Source organism: Pseudooceanicola profundus, from assembly GCF_054919315.1.
Genome location: NZ_CM142898.1, coordinates 315,045 through 338,471, shown reverse-complemented (window position 1 = coordinate 338,471; position 23,427 = coordinate 315,045). Strand labels below are relative to the sequence as shown.

The following is a 23,427-nucleotide window of genomic DNA, read 5'->3' as shown; positions in this document are numbered from 1 at the left end:
ATGCGCCTCGACAAATGGCTCTGGCAGGCGCGTTTCGTGAAGAGCCGCTCGATTTCTGCCGAGCTTGTCGGCGGCGGTCATGTCCGCGTGAATTCCCAGAAGGTCTCGAAATCCGCCCATGCGGTGGGGCCGGGGGACGTTCTGACCTTCGCCTATGGCGGGCAGGTCCGGGTCATCCGGATCGAGGCGCTCGGCACCCGGCGCGGTCCGGCCAGCGAGGCGCAGGCGCTCTACACCGATCTGGAACCGCCCCAGCCGAAGGAGGAGGTTCCGCCCATAGCCCGAATCGAGGGCAATTCTCGCCCCACCAAGCGCGAGCGCAGGAAACTCGATCTTGATCGCCTCCGGACGCTTGAATGATCCCGGCACGCGCGGTACTCCCCCCTCTGAGAACGACGTCCGAGGACTGAAATGACCTATATCGTCAACGACAACTGCATCGCCTGCAAATACACCGATTGCGTGGAAGTCTGTCCCGTGGACTGCTTCTACGAAGGCGAGAACATGCTGGTCATCCACCCGGACGAATGCATCGACTGCGGCGTCTGCGAGCCCGAGTGCCCGGCTGACGCGATCCGCCCGGACACCGAGCCGGACATGGAGAAATGGGTCGAGTTCAACCGCAAGTACGCCGAGCTCTGGCCGGTCCTCGTGACCAAGAAGGACCCGCTGCCGGGCTACGAAGAGCGTGACGGTGAGTCGGGCAAACTGGAGAAATACTTCTCCGAGACCCCGGGCGAGGGCGGCTGAACCTCGAATCAGCCGTATCGCGCAGATGCGGCACGATCCGTTAGCGCGCAAACAACCAGGATTTTCTTCGAAATGACAGGGGATTGGGCCATGTTCCGCCCGGTCTCTCCTGCACCGCAGCGCCGATCCTCTTCCGAGACGGCGTTTTTTGTGGTAGGGTAGTCTTCGCAAATGAGGAAGCCTGCCTGTAGATCACCCCGCGTCAGCTGCCGTCGCGGGTTATAAACCTGACAGATCATATCGGTGAGACGAGGCCACAGCCGTGGCGTCGGCTGACCTGTTGTCTTGAAAGGCCGTGGTACCCCATCGGGTTGGGGGCCGCGGAGACGGGCATGTTTCATGAGGAAGGATTGCATGAGCAAAATGAAAAAATCCGAATTCCGCCCGAACGACTATGTTGTGTATCCGGCCCATGGCGTCGGTCAGATCATCTCGATCGAAAGCCAGGAAATCGCCGGGATCCCCTTGGAGATGTTCGTCATCTCCTTCGAAAAGGACAAGATGACCCTGCGGGTCCCCACCAACAAGGCCACCGAAATCGGCATGCGCTCGCTCTCGAGCCCCGATGTGGTGTCCAAGGCCATGACGACCCTGAAGGGCAAGGCCAAGGTGAAGCGCGCCATGTGGTCGCGTCGTGCCCAGGAGTACGAACAGAAGATCAACTCCGGTGACCTGATCGCCATCGCCGAAGTGGTGCGCGACCTGCACCGCAACGACGATCAGCGCGAGCAGTCCTACTCCGAGCGTCAGCTCTATGAAGCCGCGCTCGAGCGCCTGACCCGCGAAGTGGCCGCCGTGACCGGTGGCGACGAAGTGGCCGCCGCCAAGAAGGTGGACGACGTGCTGGTGTCGCGCGCGGCCTGATCCGGCCCGTTACGAGATTTGCGAAAACCGCGCTCTTCGGAGCGCGGTTTTTTCATGGGCTGTCCTCAGGTCGGGATCAGCGCGAAGAGCACGGCCACCTCGGCCAGTTGCTGCCCGGCGCCGAGGATGTCGCCGGTCTGGCCGCCGATCTTGCTGCGGGCCAGCCACCTGACGGCAACCCCGGCCAGCAGCGCGACGATGACGGCGCCAAGCGCCTCCGCGCCGGAGCAGATCACCGCGATCACCAGCGCCAGCAGCACGGCGAGCCAGGCCGCGTGGGAGGGCGCGCGGCCCACCTGCCGCGACAGGCCGTCGCTGCGGGCATGGGGCAGGGTGGCCATGAGCACCGGCATCACCGCCCGGCTGAGCGCGGCCGCGGTGATCAGCGCCCCGATCGCCTGCAGCAGCCCGGGCAGGGCCCAGATCGAGGTCAGCGCGAACCACCGCGCCAGCAGCGACAGCACCAGCGCGATCACCCCGTAGCTGCCGATCCGGCTGTCGCGCATGATCTCCAGCCGTCGCTCGCGGGTCCAGCCGCCCCAGAAGCCGTCGACGGCATCGGCCAGCCCATCCTCGTGCAGCGCCCCGGTGACGAGGACCATGGCCGCCAGAGAGGTGAGGGCTGCGGCCCCGGCCGGCAGGCCGAAGGCGAGGAGCGGCACTGCCGCGAGCGTGCCGACGAGCGCGACCGCGACACCGGCCAGCGGGTAGGCCCATGCCGCCTGCGCACCCCGGTCGAAGTGTCGGGCAAGGGAGGCGGGCAGGGGCAGGCGGGTCAGCAGCGCCAGCGCCGCCGGAATGTCGCGCCAGTCGGGCGATACGGTATTCTTCACTTCCCGGTTGCTCCTCCGCCGCTGTCCGCTAGACACGCTGGAGTGTTTACGTGCGGGAGGCAAGTGATGACGCAGTTTCCGGGGGATCTTCAATCGCTTCGCGAGGCGCTGCGCGCCGCGCCCGGTCCGGACGAGGACGCGCTGACCGGGGCCGCCGCCCGCAATGGCCAGTTGACGAAACCGCCCGGCGCGCTTGGCCGTCTCGAAGACCTCGCAATCTGGTACGCGGGCTGGCAGGGCCGGGCGCGGCCCGTGCTGGAGGCGCCGCAGGTGCTGGTCTTTGCCGGGAATCACGGCGTCGTGGCGCAGGGCGTCTCGGCCTTCCCGGCAGAGGTGACGGTGCAGATGGTCGCCAATTTCGAGGCCGGCGGCGCCGCGATCAACCAGTTGGCCGGCGTGGCCGGGGCGCGGATGTCGGTGCATGCCATCGAGCTCGACCATCCGACGCAGGATTTCACCGCGGCCCCCGCCATGTCCGAGGCCGAGGTGCTGGAGGTTCTGCGGATCGGCTGGGAGGCGGTGGATGCGACGGCCGACCTGCTGATCACCGGCGAGATGGGCATCGGCAACACGACCCCGGCGGCGGCCATCGCCTGCGCGCTCTTCGGCGGCGCGGCCGAGGAGTGGGTCGGCCGCGGGACCGGCGTCGATGATGCCGGGCTCGCGATCAAGGCCGACGTGGTGGCCCGCGGCGTGGCCCTGCACGGCGACCGCGACGGGCTGGAGGTGCTGCGTTGCCTCGGCGGGCGCGAGATCGCGGCCATGGCGGGCGCCATGGCGCGGGCGCGGGTCGAAGGCATCCCGGTGATCCTCGACGGGTTCATCTGCTGTGCGGCAGCGGCCTGCCTGCGGGCGGTGTCCCCCACGGCGCTCGACCACGCGGTCGCAGGACATGTGAGCGCGGAGGCCGGGCATGGCGCGCTTCTGGCGCAGCTTGGCAAGACACCGCTGCTCTCGATGCAGATGCGTCTGGGGGAGGGCACCGGCGCGGCACTGGCGGCGAACATCCTGCGCGGGGCGGTGGCCTGCCTGTCGGGCATGGCGACCTTCGGCGAGGCGGGGGTGAGCGCGGGCTGACCGGCGTCACGACACGCCCGGCGCGGCAGCGGCGAGCCACGCCGCCGACCCGGGCCGCACGGCCTTGGGCTGCCTGTCGTCGCGCCGCGCCCTGAGGCCGATCTCTGCCAGTCGGCCTCGCGCCGCTCGCTTGTTCCTCAGAACTTGCTTGTGCCGCTCTCAGGCCACGTCCCGATCCCGGGCCGCAAGCTGGGCCAGAAGCGCGGACTCGAGGTCCTTGTCCAGCTCGCGCGAGCGGTCGATATACTCGTTGTTCTTGGTCGTCGGCACGTTCGGATCCCAGAGCTCCGCCAGCTCCCGGATTGCCTTCCGGTCGTGGTGGTAGAAGGTCGCCTCGGCTTCCGCCGCCTCGTATTCGCTCAGGCCGATCTGCTCCAGCACGTAGCGTCCGGCCCGCAGGGAGCTGTCGAAGAGTTCGCGCACGATGTCGTCGGCGCCTGCACGGTAGAGCTGATAGGTGTGGGTCCGGTCATAGGCGCGGGCGATGATGTGCAGATCGGGCCGCGCCTTGCGGGCGTACGTGACAAGCCGCGTGGTCGCCTCGGGGCTGTCCATTGCGGCCACCAGCACCCGGGCTTTGTCGAGCCCCGCGGCGTGCAGCAGGTCGGGGCGGGTCGGATCGCCGAAGTAGCCCTTGAAGCCGAAGCGGCGCATGACCTCGATCGTCTCCATGTCGTGATCCAGCACCACGGTCTTGAAGCCCGAGCTTTCGACCAGCCGGTTCACGATCTGTCCGAAACGCCCGATGCCCGCGATGATCACCGGCCCCTCGTCGTCGATCTTATCGGCCTCCAGCGGCTCGCGCCCGTCGTTCAGGCGGGTCGAGATCTTCTCGTAGAGGATGAAGAAGAGCGGCGTAAGCAGCATGGTCAGGGCGATCACAAGGAGGACCCTTTCCGCGATGGCATCGGGCAGCACCGATTGCTGGCGCGAGAAGGAGACGAGCACGAAGCCGAATTCCCCCGCCTGTGCCAGCGACAGCGTGAAGAGCCACAGGTCGCGGCCGCGCATCCGGAAGATGCGGCCGAGGGCATAGAGGATCACCCCCTTCAGCGCCATCAGCCCCAGGGCGAAGCCCACGATGACCAGCGGATCCCCGAAGAGCACCGAGAAGTTGATGCCGGAGCCGACGGTGATGAAGAACAGCCCGAGCAACAGCCCCTTGAAGGGCTCGATATCGCTTTCCAGCTCGTGCCGGAATTCGCTGTTGGCCAGCACCACGCCGGCGAGGAAGGTGCCAAGCGCGGGCGACAGGCCGACGAGGTTCATCACGAAGGCGATGCCGATCACGATGAGCAAGGAGAAGGCGGTGTACATCTCGCGCAGCCGCGCGAGGTGGATGAAGCGGAAGAGCGGCCGCGTCAGGTAGACGCCTGCGAGGATCACCGCCGCGACGGCGGCCAGCGTCACCAGCGTCACGCCCCAGCCGGGCAGGCCGGCCACCAGCGACATGGCTTCGTGCGGGACGCCCTCCGCGTGGGACAGCGCCTCGAGCGAACCGTCCGGTTGGGCAACCGTCGAGGGGGCGCCCATGGCCAGCAGGGGCATCAAGGCCAGCATCGGGATCACCGCGATATCCTGCGTCAGCAGCACCGAGAAGGCGGATCGCCCGCCCCCGGTCTGCATAAGCCCCTTCTCGGACAGGGTCTGCAGCACGATGGCCGTGGAGGAGAGCGCCACGATCAGCCCGATCGCGAGGGCGTGATTGAGGGAATAGTTCAGCGCCAGCAGCGTCCCGGTCACCGCCAGCGTGGTCACCACCACCTGCAGCCCTCCAAGGCCGATGAGCCGGTGCCGCATGTCCCAGAGCGCCCGGGGTTCCAGCTCCAGCCCGATCAGGAAGAGCATCATCACCACGCCGAATTCGGCGAAATGCTGGAGCCCCTCGGAATCCGTCGCCACGAGGCCCAGCACGGGGCCGATGACGATGCCCGCCGCAAGGTAGCCCAGCACCGAGCCGAGCCCCATGCGCGCGGCGATCGGCACGGCGATCACCGTGGCCAGCAGGTAGATTGATGCCTGGTAGAGAAAGCCTTCCATCGGGGGTCCTTGAGGGTCGAGCGCCGGAGGTGCGTGGGGATTGCAGGGGAGGGAACGGGCAGGAGCCGCCCGCCATGGGGGCGGTAGGGCGCCGCTATCGTCTATGTGTCGGGATCGTCATATAATCGGCTCCGTCGCGCCTGCGAGTACGGGACATGAAAAACATCGTGCGTTCGGCGTGAAAATTCCGCCTACCGAGTGTTTCGCAGGGGCGGGCGGAATTCCAGTGCTAATCGCGGGCCGGTCGCCGCATGCGGCGCACAGACGCTGCGCGGGGCGCGGGACCGAAGGGGTTTGATGGCGTGGCGAACCGCAGGTCCTTCGGAAGGCCGGGTGATCCCCCTGCGCCGCAGCGGACCGATCCCCGTCCCGGCGGCTTGGTCCGCGATCCGCGCGATCCGTTCGATACGCTGGCCGGTCCGGTCTCGCTGTGAGCCGCGGAGCCACAAACGCGGGCACCGGAGGGCCCGCTTGCCTGCGTCCTGTCCGCCTCGGGCCATGCGTTCGGATCAGGCTTAGGTCCGGTCAGGCTTGCCGGGCAGGCCTCCATGGGCCTCCGAGGGTCTCTGTCCCGGCAATGACGGCGCAGATCACCCCTCGGTGGGCATCCGCAGGATCACGTCTCGGCCGCGCTTCACGTAGCGCAACTCGCTGTCGCCGATGGCGGCGACCCGGCCGCCGTCGATGGAATCGCCGACCTGCACCTTGCGGTAGCGCCCGTTCGACAGCCGGATCAGCGCCCGGCGGTCCGAGGGCTGGCCGTAGACGCCGATCAGGTTGATCTGGTTCAGCCGCATCACGTTCTTCAGCGTTGCCTGCCGGGTGACGGAGGCGCTCGACGGGATCGAGGGGGCGGCGGTGCGCACCGGAGCGGCGGTGGCGGCTGCAGCCGCGGCGCTGACCTGCGGCGTGGCCGGGGCCTGCTGGGCCGCCGCCACGCGCGTGGAGAAGTCCTGCGGGCGGGCGCGCGGGAAGAGCGAGGCGCCGACGGCGAACTCGGTGCCCGGCGCGTTCTCCTCGGTCTCCTGCCGCGGCTCGGGCAGGGCGGGGCGGACCCGGGGCCGGAAGCCGGCCAGTTCGTTGCGGGTGAAGCCGCCCAACTCGCTGCGCTCGTTCCGCTCCTGCAGGCCGTCGGGCCGGACGCGGGGGCGGAAGGCGTCAAGGTTGACGCCGCCGATGGTGCGCGGGACGCCGGGCACGAGGGCGGCAATCTGGGTCTCTGCCGGACGCGCGGGCGGCAGCAGTGACGGGGCGCCGGCATAGACGCGCCCGCCTGCCGGGGTCAGCGCCCCGTCCGGGGTGGCCACCACGAGCCCGCGGTCGTCGAGCACGAACTGCGTGCCGGCGGGGGGCGGGTTCAGGGGCGTGGCCGGGCGCTGGTCCGCGTCGATCCCTTCGGGCAGGGGCAGCGCGATCGCGTCGAGGTTGGGCACGCCCGCGTCGATCGAGGCGACGTAAAGGTCCGAGAGCGTCGGCGCCGGGGGCGGCGTCGCCTTGTCGGGGGCCTGCGGCCAGATGCCGGTTGCGGCATAGGTCGCGGTGGCCGCGGCGCTGTCCTGGGCCTGCAACTGCGCCTGCGGGGCCGGATCGCGCGGCACGGCACGGATCGTCGGCGGTTGCTCCCGCAGGGCGCCGGTCAGGGCGGCGAGGTCGGGGGCGGTGGCGACGGGCTCCTCGGATTCGGCCTGTTCTTCCGGGGTCGGCAGGGCGGCGAGTTCGCGGGCGCGGGGCGCCTCCGTCTCGTCCTCTGCCGGGGCGGAGAGGTCCGCGGAGGGGGGCGCCGTGGGGGCAAGGGCTGCGGTCTGCGCGGGGGCCTCCGTGGCGGCGACGGCGGCCGGTGCCTCGTTGCGGCGGAAGAGGGCCGAGAGGGCGCTGTCCGAGAAGATGCCGGCCCAGGCCGCGACACCGGCCATCAGCAGCAGGAGGACAACGGTCAGGAACAGACCCATGTAGCGTGGGCGGTGGGCCGCGGTGCCGCCGGCGCGGGCGCCGAAGACGGTCATCCGGTCGGCCTCGTCGCGGGGCGACTGGCGCGTGGCAGAGCCCAGGCTGGCCGAGGCCGCAGCAGCCGGCGCGGTGATCGGGGCGGAGGGCGAGACGGTAGGTGCGCCGGAGGCGGCGCCGGGGCGCGGTGCAGAGACCGGCGGCGCGACGGAGGTCTGCCGGTCCTCGCCGGAGGGCGCGCGGCCCGGATTGTCGCCGTGGCGGTCGCGCTGGGAGGCCGCGAGGGCCTCGAGCGCCGGATTGGGCGTCCGCGCCGGTGCTTCCGGGGGGGCCTCCGGGACCATTGGCGTCTCCGCAGGCGCGCTCTCGGCACGCTGGGCGCGGCCGAGGCCGAGCCGGGCAAGGAGGCCGCGCGGGCGCTCCGGCGCGTCGTCATCGCGTGGCGTATCGCTGGGCTCGGCGGCCTTCTCGGGCCGCAGAGAGGCGATCGAGGCGGCGCGGCTCTCATCGGCGCTCGGCGCCTTGACGGCGGCCTTCACGGCGCGGGCGTCGGGGGCCGGGCTGTGCTCCGGCACGGGGAGACCCGCCTCGGCAGCGGTGTCGGGTGCGGCAAGCGGCGCTTCGCTCGCCCCGGCCTCGCGGTGCGCGGCGGCAAGGTCGAGCTTGGGCGCTATGCTGTCCTCGGCATCGAGGGTGTCGAAGAGGTCCTTGGTGCCCTCGGCCTTGCCTGTCTCGGCCGCGGGCTGAGCCTCTGCCGGTGCGGTGCGGCGCGAGGTGAAGGCGGGGGCCTCGACCTCGGCGGACTCGGCACCCGTCGTCTCGGGCAGGGGCGTGGCGACCGCCGCAGCGGGGGCGGACGGCGCGTTCGATGCGTCGTCATGCGACGTGTCATCCTGCGCAGCGGCGTCCGGCGTCGTGGCAGGCGTCGCGACACTGGCCGCCTCCGATACGGAGGCCCCTTGCGCCGTGGCTTCCGCCTCAAGGCGTGCCTGTCCCAGCACGCGGACCGGCAGCGCGTCGACCTCGGCGGTCTCTCCGGCGGGGAGAAGCCGCGGTGCGGTGCGGGTCAGGCCGAAGTCGGGCTCCCCGCGGTAGGCGCCCTCGGGCGGGATGGCCGTGAAGCGCAGCGCGTCGAAGCCGTATTGCTGCGCGAAATCCTCGGCTTCGTCCAGCGTGTCGCGGGCGACGGCGGCGATATGGGTCTCGCCGCCGGCAATCACGTAGTCATAGACCAACTCGTGCAGGTCGTAAGGCGTCGCCCCGTCGAGCGCGGCTTCCACCGCCTCGCGCCGCGCGCTTTCGGAGGCCGGGGCGGTCTGGATCGTGAGGTAGCGGATCTGGTCATTGGGCAGCAGCAGCTTGCAGACCTGCTGATCGGGTTCTAGCAGGGCGGCATCGCGGCGCAGCTGTCCGAAGGCCGCGTCAAGGTCCGCCTCGTCCAGCGACACGTCGCCGACCAGCAGCCATCCGGGCGAGGACCGCTGCATCAGGCGGATGCCATCGGCAGAGAGGGACAGCGCGAAATTCGGTTTCATGCAGGGGGTCCCGAACCAGTTACCACATACGGCCCCGCAGGGGGCCGCCATCGTGCGAAAGCTTAATACACGGGAGGTTCAAGGAAAAGTAAAACACCCGCCAGCAAGGGGGCGAGGGCGAACAGCCGCCACCCGCGCTGCCGCATTTCTGATCCGAGGTTTTCCCGTCAGGAGAAGCGCTTGCCCCCGGCGGAAGATGCCGCGTCGCAGCATCCCCGCGGGGGCAGGCGCCCCGTATCGCGTCAGGCGGTGGCCTTGGCGAGCGCCTGGTCGAGATCGGCGATCAGGTCGTCCGCATCCTCGATCCCGATGGAGACGCGCACCACTTCCGGTCCGGCCGAAGCCGCCTTCTGCTGCTCTGCAGTCAACTGCCGGTGCGTGGTGGAGGCGGGATGGATGATCAGCGACCGGGTATCGCCGAGGTTGGCCACATGAGAGAAGATCTCGAGGTTGTCCACCAGCTTGACGCAGGCGTCGTAGCCGCCCTTCACGCCGAAGGTGAAAAGCCCGCCCGCGCCCTTGGGACAGATCCGCGCCACCCGGTCGTGGTAGGGCGAGGAGGGCAGCCCGGCATAGGTCACTGTGGTGACGCGGGGATCGGTCTCCAGCCACGTGGCGACCTTTACGGCGTTCTCCACGTGGCGCGCCATGCGCAGCGAGAGCGTCTCGATCCCCATGAGCGTGTAATGCGCGCCCTGCGGGTTCATCGTCATGCCGAGGTCGCGCAGGCCGATGGCGATGCCGTGGAAGGTATAGGCCAGCGGGCCGAAGGTCTCGTGGAACTTCAGGCCGTGGTAGGCGGGTTCCGGAGCCGAGAGCGAGGGGAACTTGTCCGAGGCGGACCAGTCGAAACGACCCGAATCCACCACGACACCGCCGGTCACCGTGCCGTTGCCGGTCAGGTACTTGGTGGCCGAATGCACCACCAGCGTCGCGCCGTGATCGATCGGGCGGCAGAGGTAGGGCGTGGCCGAGGTGTTGTCGACGATCATCGGCAGGCCGGCCTCGTCCGCCACTTCGGCGACGGCGTCCAGATCGGTGATGTAGCCGCCCGGGTTGGCGACGGATTCGCAGAACACCGCGCGGGTGTCATCGTCGATCGCGGCCTTTACCGCGTCCAGATCGTCGAAATCCACGAACTTGGCGGACCAGCCGAAGCGCTTGATGGTCTGGCTGAACTGGGTGACCGTGCCACCGTAGAGCCGGGTCGAGGCCACGACATTGCGTCCCGGCCCCATGAGCGGGAAGAGCGCGAGGATCTGCGCCGCATGGCCCGAGGAACAGCAGACCGCGCCGACGCCGCCCTCCAGCGTGGCGACCCTCTCGGCCAGCACGCTGACGGTGGGGTTGGTGAGGCGGGAGTAGATGTTGCCCACTTCCTGAAGATTGAACAGCGCCGCCGCGTGATCCGCGTCGCGGAAGACATAGGCCGTGGTCTGGTAGATCGGCGTCTGCCGCGCGCCGGTCGCCGGATCGGGCCGGGCGCCAGCGTGGATCTGCAAGGTGTCGAAACCGTAAGACATGAAGAACCTCCCTCAAAATATGCGCATGCGCGTCTTAGGGATAGGACATCGGGGAACGCGTCACAACGGTGGGGTTGGGGCGAGGGGAGATGGGCTGGTTGAGGCGCGCTGTCGGGACGGGGGGGGCAAGACGTGCCAGGGAGCAGACCCGGCGGAGTGCTTCGTCTGGCCGGATGACGCTGGGCGCTGAGGTCCGCCGCGGCATGGCTGGACAGAAACAGCGAGGCTGTCCATTGGAGCCGTGTCCCTTTGAATGTCCCACTCGGCCGTGAGGCCGGGCAACGCCGACCCACCCCCAATGGGGCGGCGCTATTGCGCCCCCCGCGGGACGGCGCTGCCCTCCCGACGGGCCGGAAGGCGTGGCAAAGGGGCAGCGTCTGAAACCGAGGGACTTCGATTTCCAACGGAAGGATGCGCGGGCCTTCCGCACTCCAACCGAAGAGCAAGCCGCACTCAGACTTCGCGCAGCACGCCGCTCACCGCAGCCAGAGGTTGTGCCGCTTCAGCCGCTTCCGGATCTGCACGCTTCGCAGTGGCCCTTCGTCCCGGTCAAACAGCCGCCGGGCCTTCTCTCCCTTGCCCTGGTAGATCACCCTCTTGAACGCCTCGTGGTTTTTCAGAAGCTTCTTCAGTTGGTTGTCCTGCGCCAGATGCTCCAGCTTCGCCACCGTCCCGGCGCTCTCCAGCGCGTAGAGCAGCGGCAGCAGCCGGTAGTGGCAGGTCACGCGCCCGTCCATCAGCCCCTCGGGCAGCACATCGCGCCCGCCGCCGAGCGCGTGGATCACCAGCGGCAGGGCGATCTGGTCAAGCCAGGGATAGAGCGCCTGGCCCAGCAATTGCTCCGGCGGGTCATCGCGGATCGTGAGCGCCATGTCGAGGAACCGCTGACCGAAGACCCGGGGACAGCGATAGAAGAAATAGCCCGCGTTGAAATAGAGGTAGCGCCGCCAGAACTCGTCCGGCTGGCCCAGGTCGAGGGAGCTCTCGAAGTCCAGCCCGAACCGGTCGTAGAGCGATTTCCAGATCGCGGAGTAGCCGGGGCCGTAGAGCTCGATCTCGGGCCATGTGCCCTCGCGCTTCAGCGAGGCGCTTGGACGGTCGAAATCGAAGGGCACCTGCGCAAGCTCGTCCAGCACCAGCGTGTCACTGTCGAGAAAGAGGAAGGGCTCCCCCTCCGGCAGGGCCAGCAGCGCCTCGATCTTGTTGCCGTTCGGATAGGTCGCGCCGAAGTGGCGGCTCTCGAAGGGGAGGATCTCGGCGCCCATCTCCTCCAGCGCCTCCCGGACGCCACGGTCATCCATGCGCGGGTCCGCCTCCCAGAGCGGGCCGGGCTGCGGCTCGGCCACCACCACGCGGCCGGTGAACCCGGGCGCATGGGCCCGCAGAGAGGCCACGAGGAGCAGCGCCTCGTATTGCAGCCGCCCGGCCTGTCCGATGCAGAAGAGCGTGAAGTCACCCCCGGCGGCGTGCGGGGCAGGGCGGTCAGGGCTGGGCAATCGGGCCTCCGGTCTTGCGCCATGGCCGGGATGCGTCGGATCGAAACGCTGGATTGGCCGGGGTGCATCCGAGTATAAGGAGGCCATTGATTGAACGAAATATCTTTCCGGCGCCACGGGGCGCCCCCGATTTCAAAAGGTGCCTTTCATGCGACATCTCCTTGCCGCCGCTTTCCTTTTCCCGCTGCCTGCCGTTGCGCAGGACGGCGATGTCTACCTCACCCCGGAGCAGGCCGCGGCCTATGGCTACGGGGCGGAACCGCAGGTGCCCACGGGCAAATTCACGACCGCGGGCGAAATCAAGCAGCTGCTTCTCGTGACCCGCAGGTCATGGCTGGCGCTGAACGAGGTGAACGGGCAGGACTACCTCTATGGCACGCAGGTGCTCAGTTGGCGCTGCGGGCTGGCGGGCTTCCACATCTCGATCAACGGCGGTCCCATGTCCCGCTGGGAGATGCCGCCCTGCCACGAGGGCACGGCCTCGCCCAATGCCTTCACCGAAACCGGCGGCCTGCCGCTGATCGCCTTCCCGCTGGGATCGGTCCAGACGGCGACGGTGGAACTGGTGCTCGACGATCTCAGCCGGATCGTGACCAGCTTTCAGCGTCAGGACATCCTGATGCCATGAGGGGCCGGGGCAGGGCCAGACGGTCGGCCCCGGCGCCTGGCGGCCTGACGTCATCGGAAGGGGCGGTCGCATCGGGAGAAGGTGGAGTCGGTGGCGTCGCCCTCTCTCAGGGACAGCCGGCCGTCCCTCTCCGTGTTTCCGCCTTCGGGCAGGGCAGATGAAAACGGCGGCAGCTTTGCGCTGCCGCCGTTTTCCCGTTCTGGCCCTATGGGATCAGCCGAGGAGCGAGAACTCGGTCCCGTTGATCTGGATCGTGAGGTCGGTCTGGGCCGCCCCGTCGACGAGGGCCCAGAGGATCTGGCCCGTGGGCCGGAAGATCACGAAGGCCTCTTCGACGCCGGCCACCCCTGCGCTCGCCGTTTCGGTGAAGTTCACCTGGAAATCGTCGAGCGTGGCCCCGGCACCGCCATAGACGAGCACATCGCCCTCGGCCGTGTCGAAGTCCTGGATCCAGTCCGATCCGTGCCCTTCGACACCGACGTGGAAGAACCGGTCCGCGCCGGTCCCGCCGTTCACCCGGTCATGGCCGAAGCCCCCGTTGATGAAGTCGTCGCCGTCCCCGCCGAGGATCACGTCCGAGAAGGTCTGCCCGGTGAGCGTATCGTTCCCGGTGCCGCCGATGACCGTGTCGACACCTGCGCCGCCGATGATCTCGTCATTGCCGGCATCGCCGCGCAGATCGTCGTTGCCCGCCCCGCCGTCGATGAAGTCGTTGCCCGCGCCACCGAAGACGTTGTCACGAAGGTCAGCCGCCGTGTCCCCGCCGATGATGGAATCGTCCCCGTCGCCGCCGTTCAGGATGTCGGAGCCATCGCCGCCGTTGAGGGTGTCATTCCCCGCAGCGCCGATGAGCGTGTCGTTCCCGTCGAGGCCGGACAGGGCATCGGCCGAGATGTTGCCGGTGACGCTGTCGTTCCCGGCGCCGGCCCACACGCGGTTGATGTCCGTGGCATCGGCCGCGTCCACTTCGATGGTGTCGTTGCCGTTGCCGCCGCCGGCCTGGTCGTCCCCGAGCCCGAGCAGGATGAGATCATCGCCATCGCCCCCGGCGAGGTTGTCGTCCCCGTCGCCGCCGTCGAGGAAGTCGTTGCCCTCGTCCCCGCCGAGGGAGTCATCCCCCGCGCCGCCGACGAGGCTGTCGCTGCCGAGGCCGCCGCCGAGATCGTCCGAGCCGAGGCCGCCGAGCAGGGTATCGTCGCCGTCGTCGCCGGACATCAGGTCATCCCCGTCGCCGCCATCGAGCAGGTCGTTGCCGGCCCCGCCTTCCAGCGTGTCATTGCCGCCGCGTCCCTCGATGTGGTCGACGTTGCCGAGGCCCGACAGGACGTTGGCCCCGTCGTCCCCGAAGAGGTCGTCCGAGGCTTCGGAGCCGATCAGGTTCTCGATCCCCGTGAAGGTCGCCCCGTCCGCGGCGCCGCGGTTCAGGCTGTCGTCCTCGAGGTCGATCACGACGAAGCCGGTGGACTCGTAGGAGGCCGTGTCCGTGCCGTCGCCTCCGTCGATCGTGTCCGCCCCGCCGCGCGCGAAGATGGTGTCATTCCCGCCAAGGCCGAGCAGCACGTTGGCCCCGCTGGTCCCGGCCAGCGAATCCCCGGCCTCGGACCCGGTCAGGTTCTCGATCGAGGAATAGCTGTCCCCGCGCGCCTCGCCCGCGTTCGACGTTGGCGTGTCGAGGTCCGCGGCTACGCCCGCGGCGCTGGTGCTGTAATCCGCAGTATCGCTGCCGTTGCCACCGATCATCGTGTCCGCTCCGGCACCGCTGACCAGCGTGTCGTCCCCGTCGGCACCGATGAGGGAGTTGTCGCCCCCGAGGCCGCGCAGCAGGTTGGCGTCCGCGTTGCCGGCAAGGGTATCGTCGAAGTCGGTGCCGATCAGGCCCTCGATGCTGCTGTAGGTGTCCCCGGTCGCTTCCCCGGTGTTGGTCGCCGGTGCGCTGAGGCTGGCGAGAACGCCCTCGGTCGCCGTCGCGTAGGTTGCCAGGTCGAAACCGGCGTCGCCGCTGAGGAAGTCAGCCCCCAGTCCGCCGTTCAGGATGTCGTCGCCCTGGTGGCCCCAGAGCCGGTCGTCCCCTGCAAGGCCGATCAGCGTGTCGTCGCCTTCGAGGCCCCGCAGGCGGTTCAATCCGCCCGAGCCCGTGATCAGGTCGTCGCCGATCCCGCCGGTCAGGTTCTCAATGCCAGTGTAGCTGTCCCCGGCCGCCTCGCCGGTGTTGCTGGCCGCGTCCTGAAGGCTGGCGGTAAGGCCATCGACCGCTTCGGCGTAGCTGGCAACGTCGTTGCCACTGCCGCCGATCATGACGTCGCCGCCGCCGCCGCCGGTCAGCACGTCATCGCCGTCGCCGCCCAGCAGGGTGTCCGCCCCGTCGTCACCGAAGAGCTGATCCCCGCCGGTGCCGCCTTCGATTACGTCGTTTCCGCCGGCGCCGCGCAGGATGTTGTCGCCGGCATCGCCCGCGATGTCATCGGCGAAGTCGGACCCGATGACCCCGATGATATCCGTGTAGGTGTCTCCCGCAGCGTCGCCGGTGTTCGATCCGGGGGTCCCCAGGCTGATCGTCAGCCCCGAGGTCGAACTGCCATAGGCGGCGTAGGCGGTGCCGCCGGTGCCGACAAGGTCGTCCGCGCCGGCCCCGCCGTCCAGCTCGTTGGTGCCCGTGCCGCCCTCGAGACTATCATCGCCCTCGTCCCCGAAGAGCGTGTCGTTCCCGGACGAGCCGAGCAGCGTGTCGTTGCCGAGGTTGCCGTGAAGGATGTCGTCGTCGCCTTCGCCATCGATCGAGTCGTCCCCGTCATCGCCGCTCAGCCGGTCGATGCCGAGCCTGCCGAAGATCGTATCGTTGCCGCCGCCGCCCGAGATGACGTCGTTGCGGTCCGTCCCGATGATCGTGTTGGGGTTTCCGTTGCCGTTCAGCACGTCCCCTTCCAGGTCGTCGATCTGCAGTTGCCCGTCGATGATCCGGAACTGCCAGACGCCTTCGACCCCCGTGTTGCCGACCAGTTCATCCATGTCGGCCGCGAGGCCCAGTTCATCGCCGGCGGTTCCGCCGCGCAGGAAGATGCGGGGCGCCCCGTCCGCGACGAGGCCCATTTGAAAGCTGTTGAAACGGGAATTGCCCATGTCGCTGTAGCGGTAGATGACCTCAGCATCGCCATCTCCCAGATCGACGATTTCGAGCTGGAAGGTGTTCGGCGCCGTCACGTTGTTGGAGAAAATGCCGACTCCAACCCACGTGGCGACGATGGAATCCCTGTCGGTGTTGATGTCGAAGTAGATCCCCGGATCGGCCCCCGGCGGCAGGGTCCGGTTGTCGAGGTCATCATAGAAGGGGGCAATGATGAAGTCGGTGTTATCGAAGACCCCCGCGAAATTGATCGTCGGGCTGACGAAGCTCACGCCGCCATTCGTGCTCAGGAACAGCGAGTCGAAGGTGCGGTTGCCAAAGAGAAAGCCGGTCTCGAAAACGGCGCTGATATCGAACTCGACCGAGTTGTCATCGCCTTGCGCGATGAGGTTCTGACCGAAGGGCAGGAGGGAATTGTCGGATACGGTGGTATATTCGCTGGGATCAGCCATCTGACGACCTCTTGAAATCAAATAGAAAAATGAGAGCCAACCGGCGGGTAAAAATGCAGGTTGCCGGGAAAAAGATCGGCTCGGAGACTCAGTGGTCAAAGCGTAGCACGCGGGTCGCCGTCCTGTTAACCCGGCTTGCGGCGCCTGCGGGCCTGCCGCGCGGCGCGGGCCCGCTCCGACGCGGTGCGGGACACCGCAGCCCGGGGCCGCGACGAGGAGACGTTGGCCGGGGACGTCGGGCAGGGCGGCCCCGTCGCGTCAGGATGCCCCCGGTGCACGGCCCGGGCGGCGCCCTCAGGCAAGCAGGTCGAACTCCGATCCCGCGATATTGATCATGAGGCCGTCCTGCGCCCCGCCGTCCACGAGCGCCCAGAGGATCTGTCCGGTCGGTCGAAATATGACGAAGGCCTCGGCGGTCCCCGCTGCTCCGGCAGTCGCCGTTTCGGTGAAGTTCACCTGGAAGTCGTCGACAGAAGCGCCCGCGCCGCCATAGACCAGCACGTCGCCCTCCGCGTTCGAGAAGTCCTGGATCCAGTCGGACCCATGCCCTTCGACGCCGAGGTGGTAGAAGCGATCCGCCCCGATACCCCCATTCACCCGGTCATGGCCGAAGCCCCCGTTGATGAAGTCGTTGCCCGCACCGCCGAAGATCGCATCGGACCAGGTCTGGCCGGTCAGGGCGTCATCGCCGTCCCCGCCGATCACCGTGTCGGCGCCGTAGCCCCCGACGATCGTGTCGTTGCCGCCGTCGCCGCGCAATTCGTCATTGCCGTAACCGCCGTCGATGCTGTCATGGCCCGCGCCGCCATAGATCACGTCGCGCAGGTCTGCGGCGGTGGCGCCGCCGATGAGGACATCGTTGCCGGCATCTCCGATCAGCGTGTCGGACCCGTCCTCGCCTCGCAGCGTGTCATTCCCCGCGAGGCCGCGGATGAGATCGTCACCGTGGGCCCCCAGCAGAAGGTCGGCGAGGTCTGTCCCGACGATGTTGCCCGCCGAGATCACGTGCTGCGCGTAGATGTCGAGGCCGTCGCCGCCGGGGAGCTGCGCGGTCCATGTCGCAAGCACCTCGTTCCCGGGCAGGGTGGTCAGCGACAGGTCGGACGAGGAGACGCCCCCGCTGTCGAACAGCACTGTCTCGCTGCCCTGCAGGCTGCCGTCCGCCGCGACCCGCTGGAGGTAGAACCCCGGTGGGTGCACGCCCCCGACAAAGCCATGCGACGACCAGCCGATCAGCGCCCCGCCGTCCTGCAGGGCCGTGATCTGCGGCGTGGAGGCCTCGTGCACCGTGGTGGTGCTGACCGCGATCTCGCCGCCGACCGGGGCACCGGTCGCGTCGAAGGCCTGGCCGAAGATCCGGGTGTCGCCGCCCACGGCCTGGGTCCAGACCGCCATGAAGCCGCCGCCCGCAAGGCCTGCCACCTGGACCTGGCCCGCGGCCGTGCGGTCCGTGGCGGTGTCGATGCGGACCTCGCCGCCAAGGGGGGCCCCACCGTCGGTGAAGCGCTGGGCGTAGACCCCCGCCGGCCCGTTCCACACCACGACGAAGCCGCCGCCCGTCAGCGCCGCGACCTGCGGCGTGTCCTGAGCCCCGTCCGTCGTGGTGTTGACGAGGAATTCCGTCTCACCGGCACCGGGGCCGCCGACGATCCGCCCCGCGATGCCCATCGTGGCAAACGTGCCTTCGATGGCGAGGCTTTCCCAGACCGTGACCATGGCCCCGCCGCCAAGCGCCGCGGCATCGGGATTGCGGTGCACGCTGGTCAGGGTACTGAGGATCTCTCCCTCTCCGGACAGGACCCCGGTGCCGGTGACGCTCTGGGCCTCGATGAAGAGGCTGAACGGGGAAGAACTGCGCGCGCCTTCGACCGCCGTCATGCCGCCGCCGGTGGCGATCAGGGAGAAGGGTGTCTGCGCCGATTGCAGATCATCCATGACCTCGAACTCGGTGCCCTGGATCTGGTCGCTGCTGTCGAAGATCGCACCGCGCAGGGTGACCGGGATGCCGGAGTCTCCGGAATGCCACATCACCGCATAGCCGCCACCGGCAAGCGCCACGGCCTGCGGTTCCTGCTGGTCGGCGGCGGTCAGGGTGTTCACAAGGATCGGCGTACCGATCGGGGCGGAATAGGCTGTCATGTCACGCCTCCTCGATGACAATACATACCCGGCAGTGGGAGACCCCTGGTCATTTCCGGCGGCGATGTAGCTGTCGAAGAGGGAACTGCGGTTATCTGGTGCCGCCTGCGCCCGAGGATACCACGAGCCGGCGCATTCTCAAAACTCGGGCGGGGCGCGAGAGGGGAAGAGACGGTTGGCCGTGAGGTGGAGTAGATTTCTTAGCCTCGCGACAGGTTCGCGTCACATAGGCAGAACATGGCAGCAGTGGCGCAGGTTAGGACTGGGTGGCAGGACATTGGGGGGATACCATAGCTTTGGCCTCCTGCCACCCGCAGTCCGTGGGACATGATCTCGACGAGGCTCGGACGTTCCTTCCGCGTTCGTCGCCTTTGCCGGGTAGCCGCTACGGGCAAGGGCTGGAGCCTTGGTTTGGCAGAACCATCGATCTGTGCGCGAACGGCTATTTTGTGCCTCGGCCTGATGCAAGGCGGTGCGATATCTGAAAGGGCGCCAGCTCTATCCCGAGCGGGCGCCCTATGCGCCAATTCAGAGCGCTCCGATGTTCATAAGCGGTCCTGTGAGAAAAGATTGGTCGGCTACGCAAGAAGATCCTGGATCGTGCCACCGATCATGATGTTGATTTCAGCTTCGGCAGCTCCGTCAACAAGGGCCCAGAGGATTTGTCCGGTTGGCCGGAAGATGACGAATGCCTCCTCGACACCGGCATCTCCTGCATTCGCGGTCTCAGTGAAGTTGACCTGGAAGTCGTCGAGAGTTGCCGCGCCACCGAATTGCAGAATATCTCCTTCGTCCACCGAAAAATCCTGGATCCAATCGGACCCATGCCCTTCGACACCGATATGGAAGAAGGTGTCAGCGCCTCCCCCGCCATTCAATCGGTCATGACCGAAGCCGCCGTTTATGAAATCGGCCCCGTCCCCTCCAAGAATGACGTCGGACCATGTCTGTCCTGTCAGAAGGTCATCTCCGTCCCCGCCGACGATGGTATCGACACCGGCTCCACCCGTGATCGTATCGTCGCCCTGGTCTCCGCGGATTTCGTCGTTGCCAAACCCACCATCGATGCTGTCGTTGCCTTCCCCTCCATAGATCTCGTCTCGAAGGTCGGCCTCAGTGGCTCCACCGATGATCACATCGTCGCCCTCGCCGCCTGAAAGAGTGTCGGCGCCGTCGCCTCCATTCAGGGTATCGTTCCCGCTGCCGCCATCGACCCACTCGGCCTCGGCCGATCCGGTAAAGTTGTCATGGTGTTCCTGAAGAGAAAAGCTGTTCCCATACACATAGCTTGTGACGCCGCTCACATCGAAGACGTCTGCCGCGCTGGTTCCCGTGATTTGCCCGCCGCCCATGTCGATGACCTCGATCGATGACGCTTCGTCAAGAATGAGTTCTTCGAGGTTGCCGTGTCTGTAGTTCACGGTGTCTTCGCCCGCCCCCCCGGCCATTGTATCGTTGCCTGGCTCGTTAGCGTCGATGATGAACAGGTCATCGCCGTCACCGCCGTCGAGCGAGTCATCACCGTTTCCGCCCAAAAGCGTGTCATTCCCGGCTCCTGCAACGACGGTGTCGTTTCCCGAGCCAGCGTCAACATATTCCGCAACATTCGAGCCCAAGAAGGAGTCGTTGTTGTCGCCCATCGAGAAGGCGTTGCCATTGGAGTACCTCACGACTCCGCTCAGATCGAAACGATCGGCGCCATCCGTTCCCCATACTTGGTCGCCTCTGATCTCAACGATTTCGATCGACGACGCCTCGTCGAGTATGAGTTCTTCGAGGTTTCCAGTTCTTAAGCTCAGGGTGTCTTCCCCCGCACCCCCGGCTATCGTGTCGTTGCCTGGCTCGTAATTCTCGATGATGAACAGGTCATCGCCGTCACCGCCGTCGAGCGAGTCATCACCGTTTCCGCCCAAAAGCGTGTCGTCGCCGCCACCCGCAATGACCGTATCCCGACCGTCTCCTGCGTCTATGTATTCCGCAACATTCGCCCCGACAAAAGAGTCGTTGTGGCCCTGAAGGTAGAAGGAGTTGCCGTTTGGATAGCTCTCAACACCGCTCAGATCGAATTGATCGGCTGCATCGGTTCCATTGACGTCCCCGCCGTTCATATCCAATGTTTCAACGGAAGCGGAGGCCCCTAGGAGAAGTGTTTCGAATGAACCTGACACCACGCGCAGTGTGTCATCGCCGGAGTCGCCGAATATGGTATCGTTTCCGGGGTTGTAGTCATCTATGATAAAGAGATCATTCTCCTCATCGCCATCCATGAAGTCATCGCCTTCTCCGCCTATTATGATATCATTCTGACGCCCGCCGTAGAGCGTATCGTTCCCTGAGTTCCCGTAAATCGTATCATTGTTCTGATTTCCGTAGATCAGGTCGTTGCCGGACCCACCGTAAATCAGATCTTGTCCGTCGGGCGCATCTTCGATCAGCCAACCATTTTCAGAGCCTGCGTTTCCATAGATCGTGTCGGAACCGTCTCCGCCGTCAAGGCTGTCATCGCCGTGGCCACCTTCGATGAGATCATATCCGCCGAAGCCGTTAATGGTATCGTTTCCCTCGAGGCCTGAAATTGAATCGTCGAATTCTGTGCCGTCAATGTAATTATCGTACTGTGATCCAGTAATTGAAGTCATTGCACTATTCCTTCGGAAAGGTTGGTGAAGTCGATGACATGGGGTGCTGGTTGAAATGTGATATTCGTAATATTTCTGAGAAAAAAATATGTCTGATTCTGGCATCTAGTCAACGTGAACGGCGTTGAAGTGGATTTCGTCTGAAATGTTTTCGAGGTGAGCCCATTGCGTGGGCAGTTCATATTTTTTTAAGTGTGCCCTTCGATGGATTTTCGCGGCTAGGTTGATTTTTTCTTGCGATAGTTTTGTCGTTCGTAGGTAGTTCTTCCTCTGGCTTAATGGGTTTGCGTTCGGAGGGCATGGAGGAAGCTCCGGTCGGTTCCCAGAGATGTTGGATAGAGCTCTTGTGTCTGCACCACTGGTGCACGGCTGTCCTGGACCCACGGTCTGGAAAGCCGAAGCTTAGGCTTAGCGCCGGCCGTTCTTACGTCTTTGGAGGGGATTGGTCGGCGAAGGCGTAACCGATTGTGCCTGAGCTAGCGAATGTTGATCAACGTCTTCTGCCTCTGGACCACGCAGGTCGGCCGCGATTAGCCGGAAGGGCAGGGAATGGCGGTCCAAATGGCTGATAGACACTGCTCACGTCTGGAGTAGGATGGCGATCTGCGATGGCGCGTAGGGCGGAGAGCGGCCGTTTGCTACACTGTGCCCAGAAGTCTGCTGCGCAGGCTTCCGGAACGGACGAGCTCGGCTAAGGACACATCTTTTCGTGCTCCAGGCCCAGATAGTCTCGTAATGCACAGATCAAACGTATGAGTTCGATCACGTCATCAACGAGTGCCTCCTCTGCGACATACCCCTGCAATTGCCCCTTGCCAGCCCTTGAGAACTCGTAATGCACGCGGCCCGCCATCTCTTGTTTTCGGACGAGAGCCCTTGGATGGGCATTGCAGAACTCTCGAATCAAGTCCTCCGATAAGAAATCCTCGATCTCCCAATCTAATCCTGCGCAACTGCTGTTCTGCGCCTCAGCCCACTGCGACCGATCGAACACGATCAGCCAAGGTGCCTCGTACTGGCGCAGGCCCTTTCCGATTTCAGCCGAAGCGATACCGTTCAAACAGGAGGTGATGAAATTCGCTACGGCGTGTCCGCTGGGTGCAAAGGGGGCTTGAGTAGCTATCAGCGTCGGATAACCGTCCATGGCCGCACCGAAGGCAAGGTCACGGATGAACGTGGTCGCCCCTGCTCCGGATTCCGCCCGGATGTAGAACATCCGACTGGCCTCCGGTCCGTTACGGTCGAGTTGCCGCAGCGCCTTTGTTACGGTGTTCCTGGCGCCATCGTCCCGAGACCACGGCATTTGCGCAGCATAGGGTCGCCACGAGGCCGACGGATCCTGGAAGAACCCGTTGATTTCCTCCGAAGTCAGCCCCTCTGGCGTCACGTATTCCAGATGAGCCTCGGAGAGCAGTTCGTAATTGCCCAGTATCGGATACTCGGGGTCATCGCGTCCCGACAGGTCGACGCGGTGTCGGCCCCCTTGGGCATCCCGAATACGGATGATGAGCCGGTCGTCGGCGCGCTCCGTATAGCGTCTATGCAGGGCTTCCGACAGCAACGCCGCTGGGGCTGGCAGCAGCGTTACCCGCCGCGCCCCCGCGTCTGCCTGCCATTCAACTATCTTCTGACGAGCTTTGGGATCATCGCTGACGATCGTCAGGGCGCACTGGAATCCGTCTTGCCAAAGTTGTCCCAATTCAACTGGCAGCGTCAGATCGGGTCCGCCGAGCACCACGAGGCTCCGGACACCGCGCTGCTGCAACTCCATGATCATTTCTATCCGGCGCGCCCGAGCGGCAAATCCTGTCTTCTCGGCTTCGGTGCGACCGTTGAGCAAGAAGATCGGAAGGCTCCGGGTCGGCAGCACGGTGCTTGAGGGCGGGACATCAATGACATGCACCAGCCCTCTCCGACGAACGAGCGGAGTCTCGATCGCACTGTCCAAAGCATCAATAGCCTTGAGCAGGCCCTCCGATGCGGTCTCACTAAGAACGAATTCCCAGGGCAGGCTCAACACCCTAGCGGTCGCTTCTGGGCCTGCCGCTTCGGCAAAGGCGGGCAAAAGCCAGAGACTGGCATCGCGGGAATCAAGTTCCGCCAAGATCGGAAGGGCGTCGGGAGCAAGAACTTGCAGTCCTTCAGCGACACTGATCATATGTTCCATCTCCGGAAAAATCATCGACTGCGGCATCAATATTCGAGAAGGAAAGCCGAGAATACTCAAAACACAACCCTAAAGATTGAGATTGGCCAAGCGCTTCTCGTCCTGAAACGAGCATTTTCTGAACAAGCAGCGCATTCGCCAAAAGTGCCCTCTGCAGCCATTAGCCGAAGAGCGCTGATACGGTGGTTCGCCGCGACTAGCACGAATGTCGGCTCAGGG

14 protein-coding genes are annotated in these 23,427 nt (G+C 66.3%); 5 read left to right on the top strand and 9 right to left on the bottom strand.

Annotated elements, in window-relative coordinates; all coding sequences use genetic code 11:
- From ACX9MO_RS01545 to ACX9MO_RS01535, 3 genes are all read left to right on the top strand, one after another.
- On the top strand, positions 1 to 360 hold the full coding sequence (locus ACX9MO_RS01545) for an RNA-binding S4 domain-containing protein (RefSeq protein WP_462213294.1): 360 nt from the start codon (positions 1 to 3) through the stop codon (positions 358 to 360).
- A gap of 51 nt (positions 361 to 411) precedes the next feature.
- Complete coding sequence (fdxA, locus tag ACX9MO_RS01540) at positions 412 to 750, top strand: ferredoxin FdxA (protein ID WP_222494913.1); 339 nt, start codon at positions 412 to 414, stop codon at positions 748 to 750.
- 354 nt (positions 751 to 1,104) lie between these two features.
- Positions 1,105 to 1,614 (top strand): CarD family transcriptional regulator, encoded by a 510-nt coding sequence (locus ACX9MO_RS01535; protein ID WP_222494911.1) that lies wholly within the window; start codon positions 1,105 to 1,107, stop codon positions 1,612 to 1,614.
- A 65-nt stretch (positions 1,615 to 1,679) separates the two neighbouring features.
- Here the strand turns inward: ACX9MO_RS01535 and cobS are convergent, their stop codons facing one another.
- Positions 1,680 to 2,447: an adenosylcobinamide-GDP ribazoletransferase gene (gene cobS / locus ACX9MO_RS01530; protein WP_462213293.1), complete on the bottom strand. Its 768-nt coding sequence runs from the start codon at positions 2,445 to 2,447 to the stop codon at positions 1,680 to 1,682.
- Between the two features lie 66 nt (positions 2,448 to 2,513).
- Between cobS and cobT the strand changes: the two genes are divergently transcribed.
- A complete protein-coding gene (gene cobT, locus ACX9MO_RS01525) occupies positions 2,514 to 3,524 on the top strand; it encodes a nicotinate-nucleotide--dimethylbenzimidazole phosphoribosyltransferase (RefSeq protein ID WP_462213292.1) in 1,011 nt (336 codons plus the stop codon).
- Positions 3,525 to 3,683: 159 nt separating this feature from the next.
- Here cobT and ACX9MO_RS01520 read toward each other — a convergent pair whose 3' ends face one another.
- From ACX9MO_RS01520 to ACX9MO_RS01505, 4 genes are all read right to left on the bottom strand, one after another.
- Positions 3,684 to 5,564: a monovalent cation:proton antiporter-2 (CPA2) family protein gene (locus ACX9MO_RS01520; protein ID WP_462213291.1), complete on the bottom strand. Its 1,881-nt coding sequence runs from the start codon at positions 5,562 to 5,564 to the stop codon at positions 3,684 to 3,686.
- Positions 5,565 to 6,154: 590 nt separating this feature from the next.
- Complete coding sequence (locus ACX9MO_RS01515; protein ID WP_462213290.1) at positions 6,155 to 9,043, bottom strand: hypothetical protein; 2,889 nt, start codon at positions 9,041 to 9,043, stop codon at positions 6,155 to 6,157.
- Positions 9,044 to 9,285: 242 nt separating this feature from the next.
- The gene (locus tag ACX9MO_RS01510; protein ID WP_462213289.1) at positions 9,286 to 10,566 is read right to left on the bottom strand and encodes an O-acetylhomoserine aminocarboxypropyltransferase/cysteine synthase family protein; all 1,281 of its coding nucleotides are present in this window, start codon (positions 10,564 to 10,566) and stop codon (positions 9,286 to 9,288) included.
- Positions 10,567 to 11,042: 476 nt separating this feature from the next.
- Positions 11,043 to 12,062 (bottom strand): glycosyltransferase family A protein, encoded by a 1,020-nt coding sequence (locus ACX9MO_RS01505; protein ID WP_462213288.1) that lies wholly within the window; start codon positions 12,060 to 12,062, stop codon positions 11,043 to 11,045.
- 148 nt (positions 12,063 to 12,210) lie between these two features.
- Between ACX9MO_RS01505 and ACX9MO_RS01500 the strand changes: the two genes are divergently transcribed.
- Positions 12,211 to 12,690: a hypothetical protein gene (locus ACX9MO_RS01500; protein ID WP_462213287.1), complete on the top strand. Its 480-nt coding sequence runs from the start codon at positions 12,211 to 12,213 to the stop codon at positions 12,688 to 12,690.
- A gap of 213 nt (positions 12,691 to 12,903) precedes the next feature.
- Here the strand turns inward: ACX9MO_RS01500 and ACX9MO_RS01495 are convergent, their stop codons facing one another.
- The 4 genes from ACX9MO_RS01495 to ACX9MO_RS01480 all read right to left on the bottom strand — a co-directional run bounded on the left by ACX9MO_RS01495 (position 12,904) and on the right by ACX9MO_RS01480 (position 23,208).
- Positions 12,904 to 16,263 (bottom strand): hypothetical protein, encoded by a 3,360-nt coding sequence (locus ACX9MO_RS01495; protein WP_462213286.1) that lies wholly within the window; start codon positions 16,261 to 16,263, stop codon positions 12,904 to 12,906.
- A gap of 294 nt (positions 16,264 to 16,557) precedes the next feature.
- The gene (locus tag ACX9MO_RS01490) at positions 16,558 to 18,402 is read right to left on the bottom strand and encodes a calcium-binding protein (protein ID WP_462213285.1); all 1,845 of its coding nucleotides are present in this window, start codon (positions 18,400 to 18,402) and stop codon (positions 16,558 to 16,560) included.
- 578 nt (positions 18,403 to 18,980) lie between these two features.
- On the bottom strand, positions 18,981 to 21,041 hold the full coding sequence (locus tag ACX9MO_RS01485) for a calcium-binding protein (RefSeq protein ID WP_462213284.1): 2,061 nt from the start codon (positions 21,039 to 21,041) through the stop codon (positions 18,981 to 18,983).
- A gap of 691 nt (positions 21,042 to 21,732) precedes the next feature.
- On the bottom strand, positions 21,733 to 23,208 hold the full coding sequence (locus tag ACX9MO_RS01480) for a hypothetical protein (RefSeq protein WP_462213283.1): 1,476 nt from the start codon (positions 23,206 to 23,208) through the stop codon (positions 21,733 to 21,735).
- Positions 23,209 to 23,427: the final 219 nt, after the last annotated feature.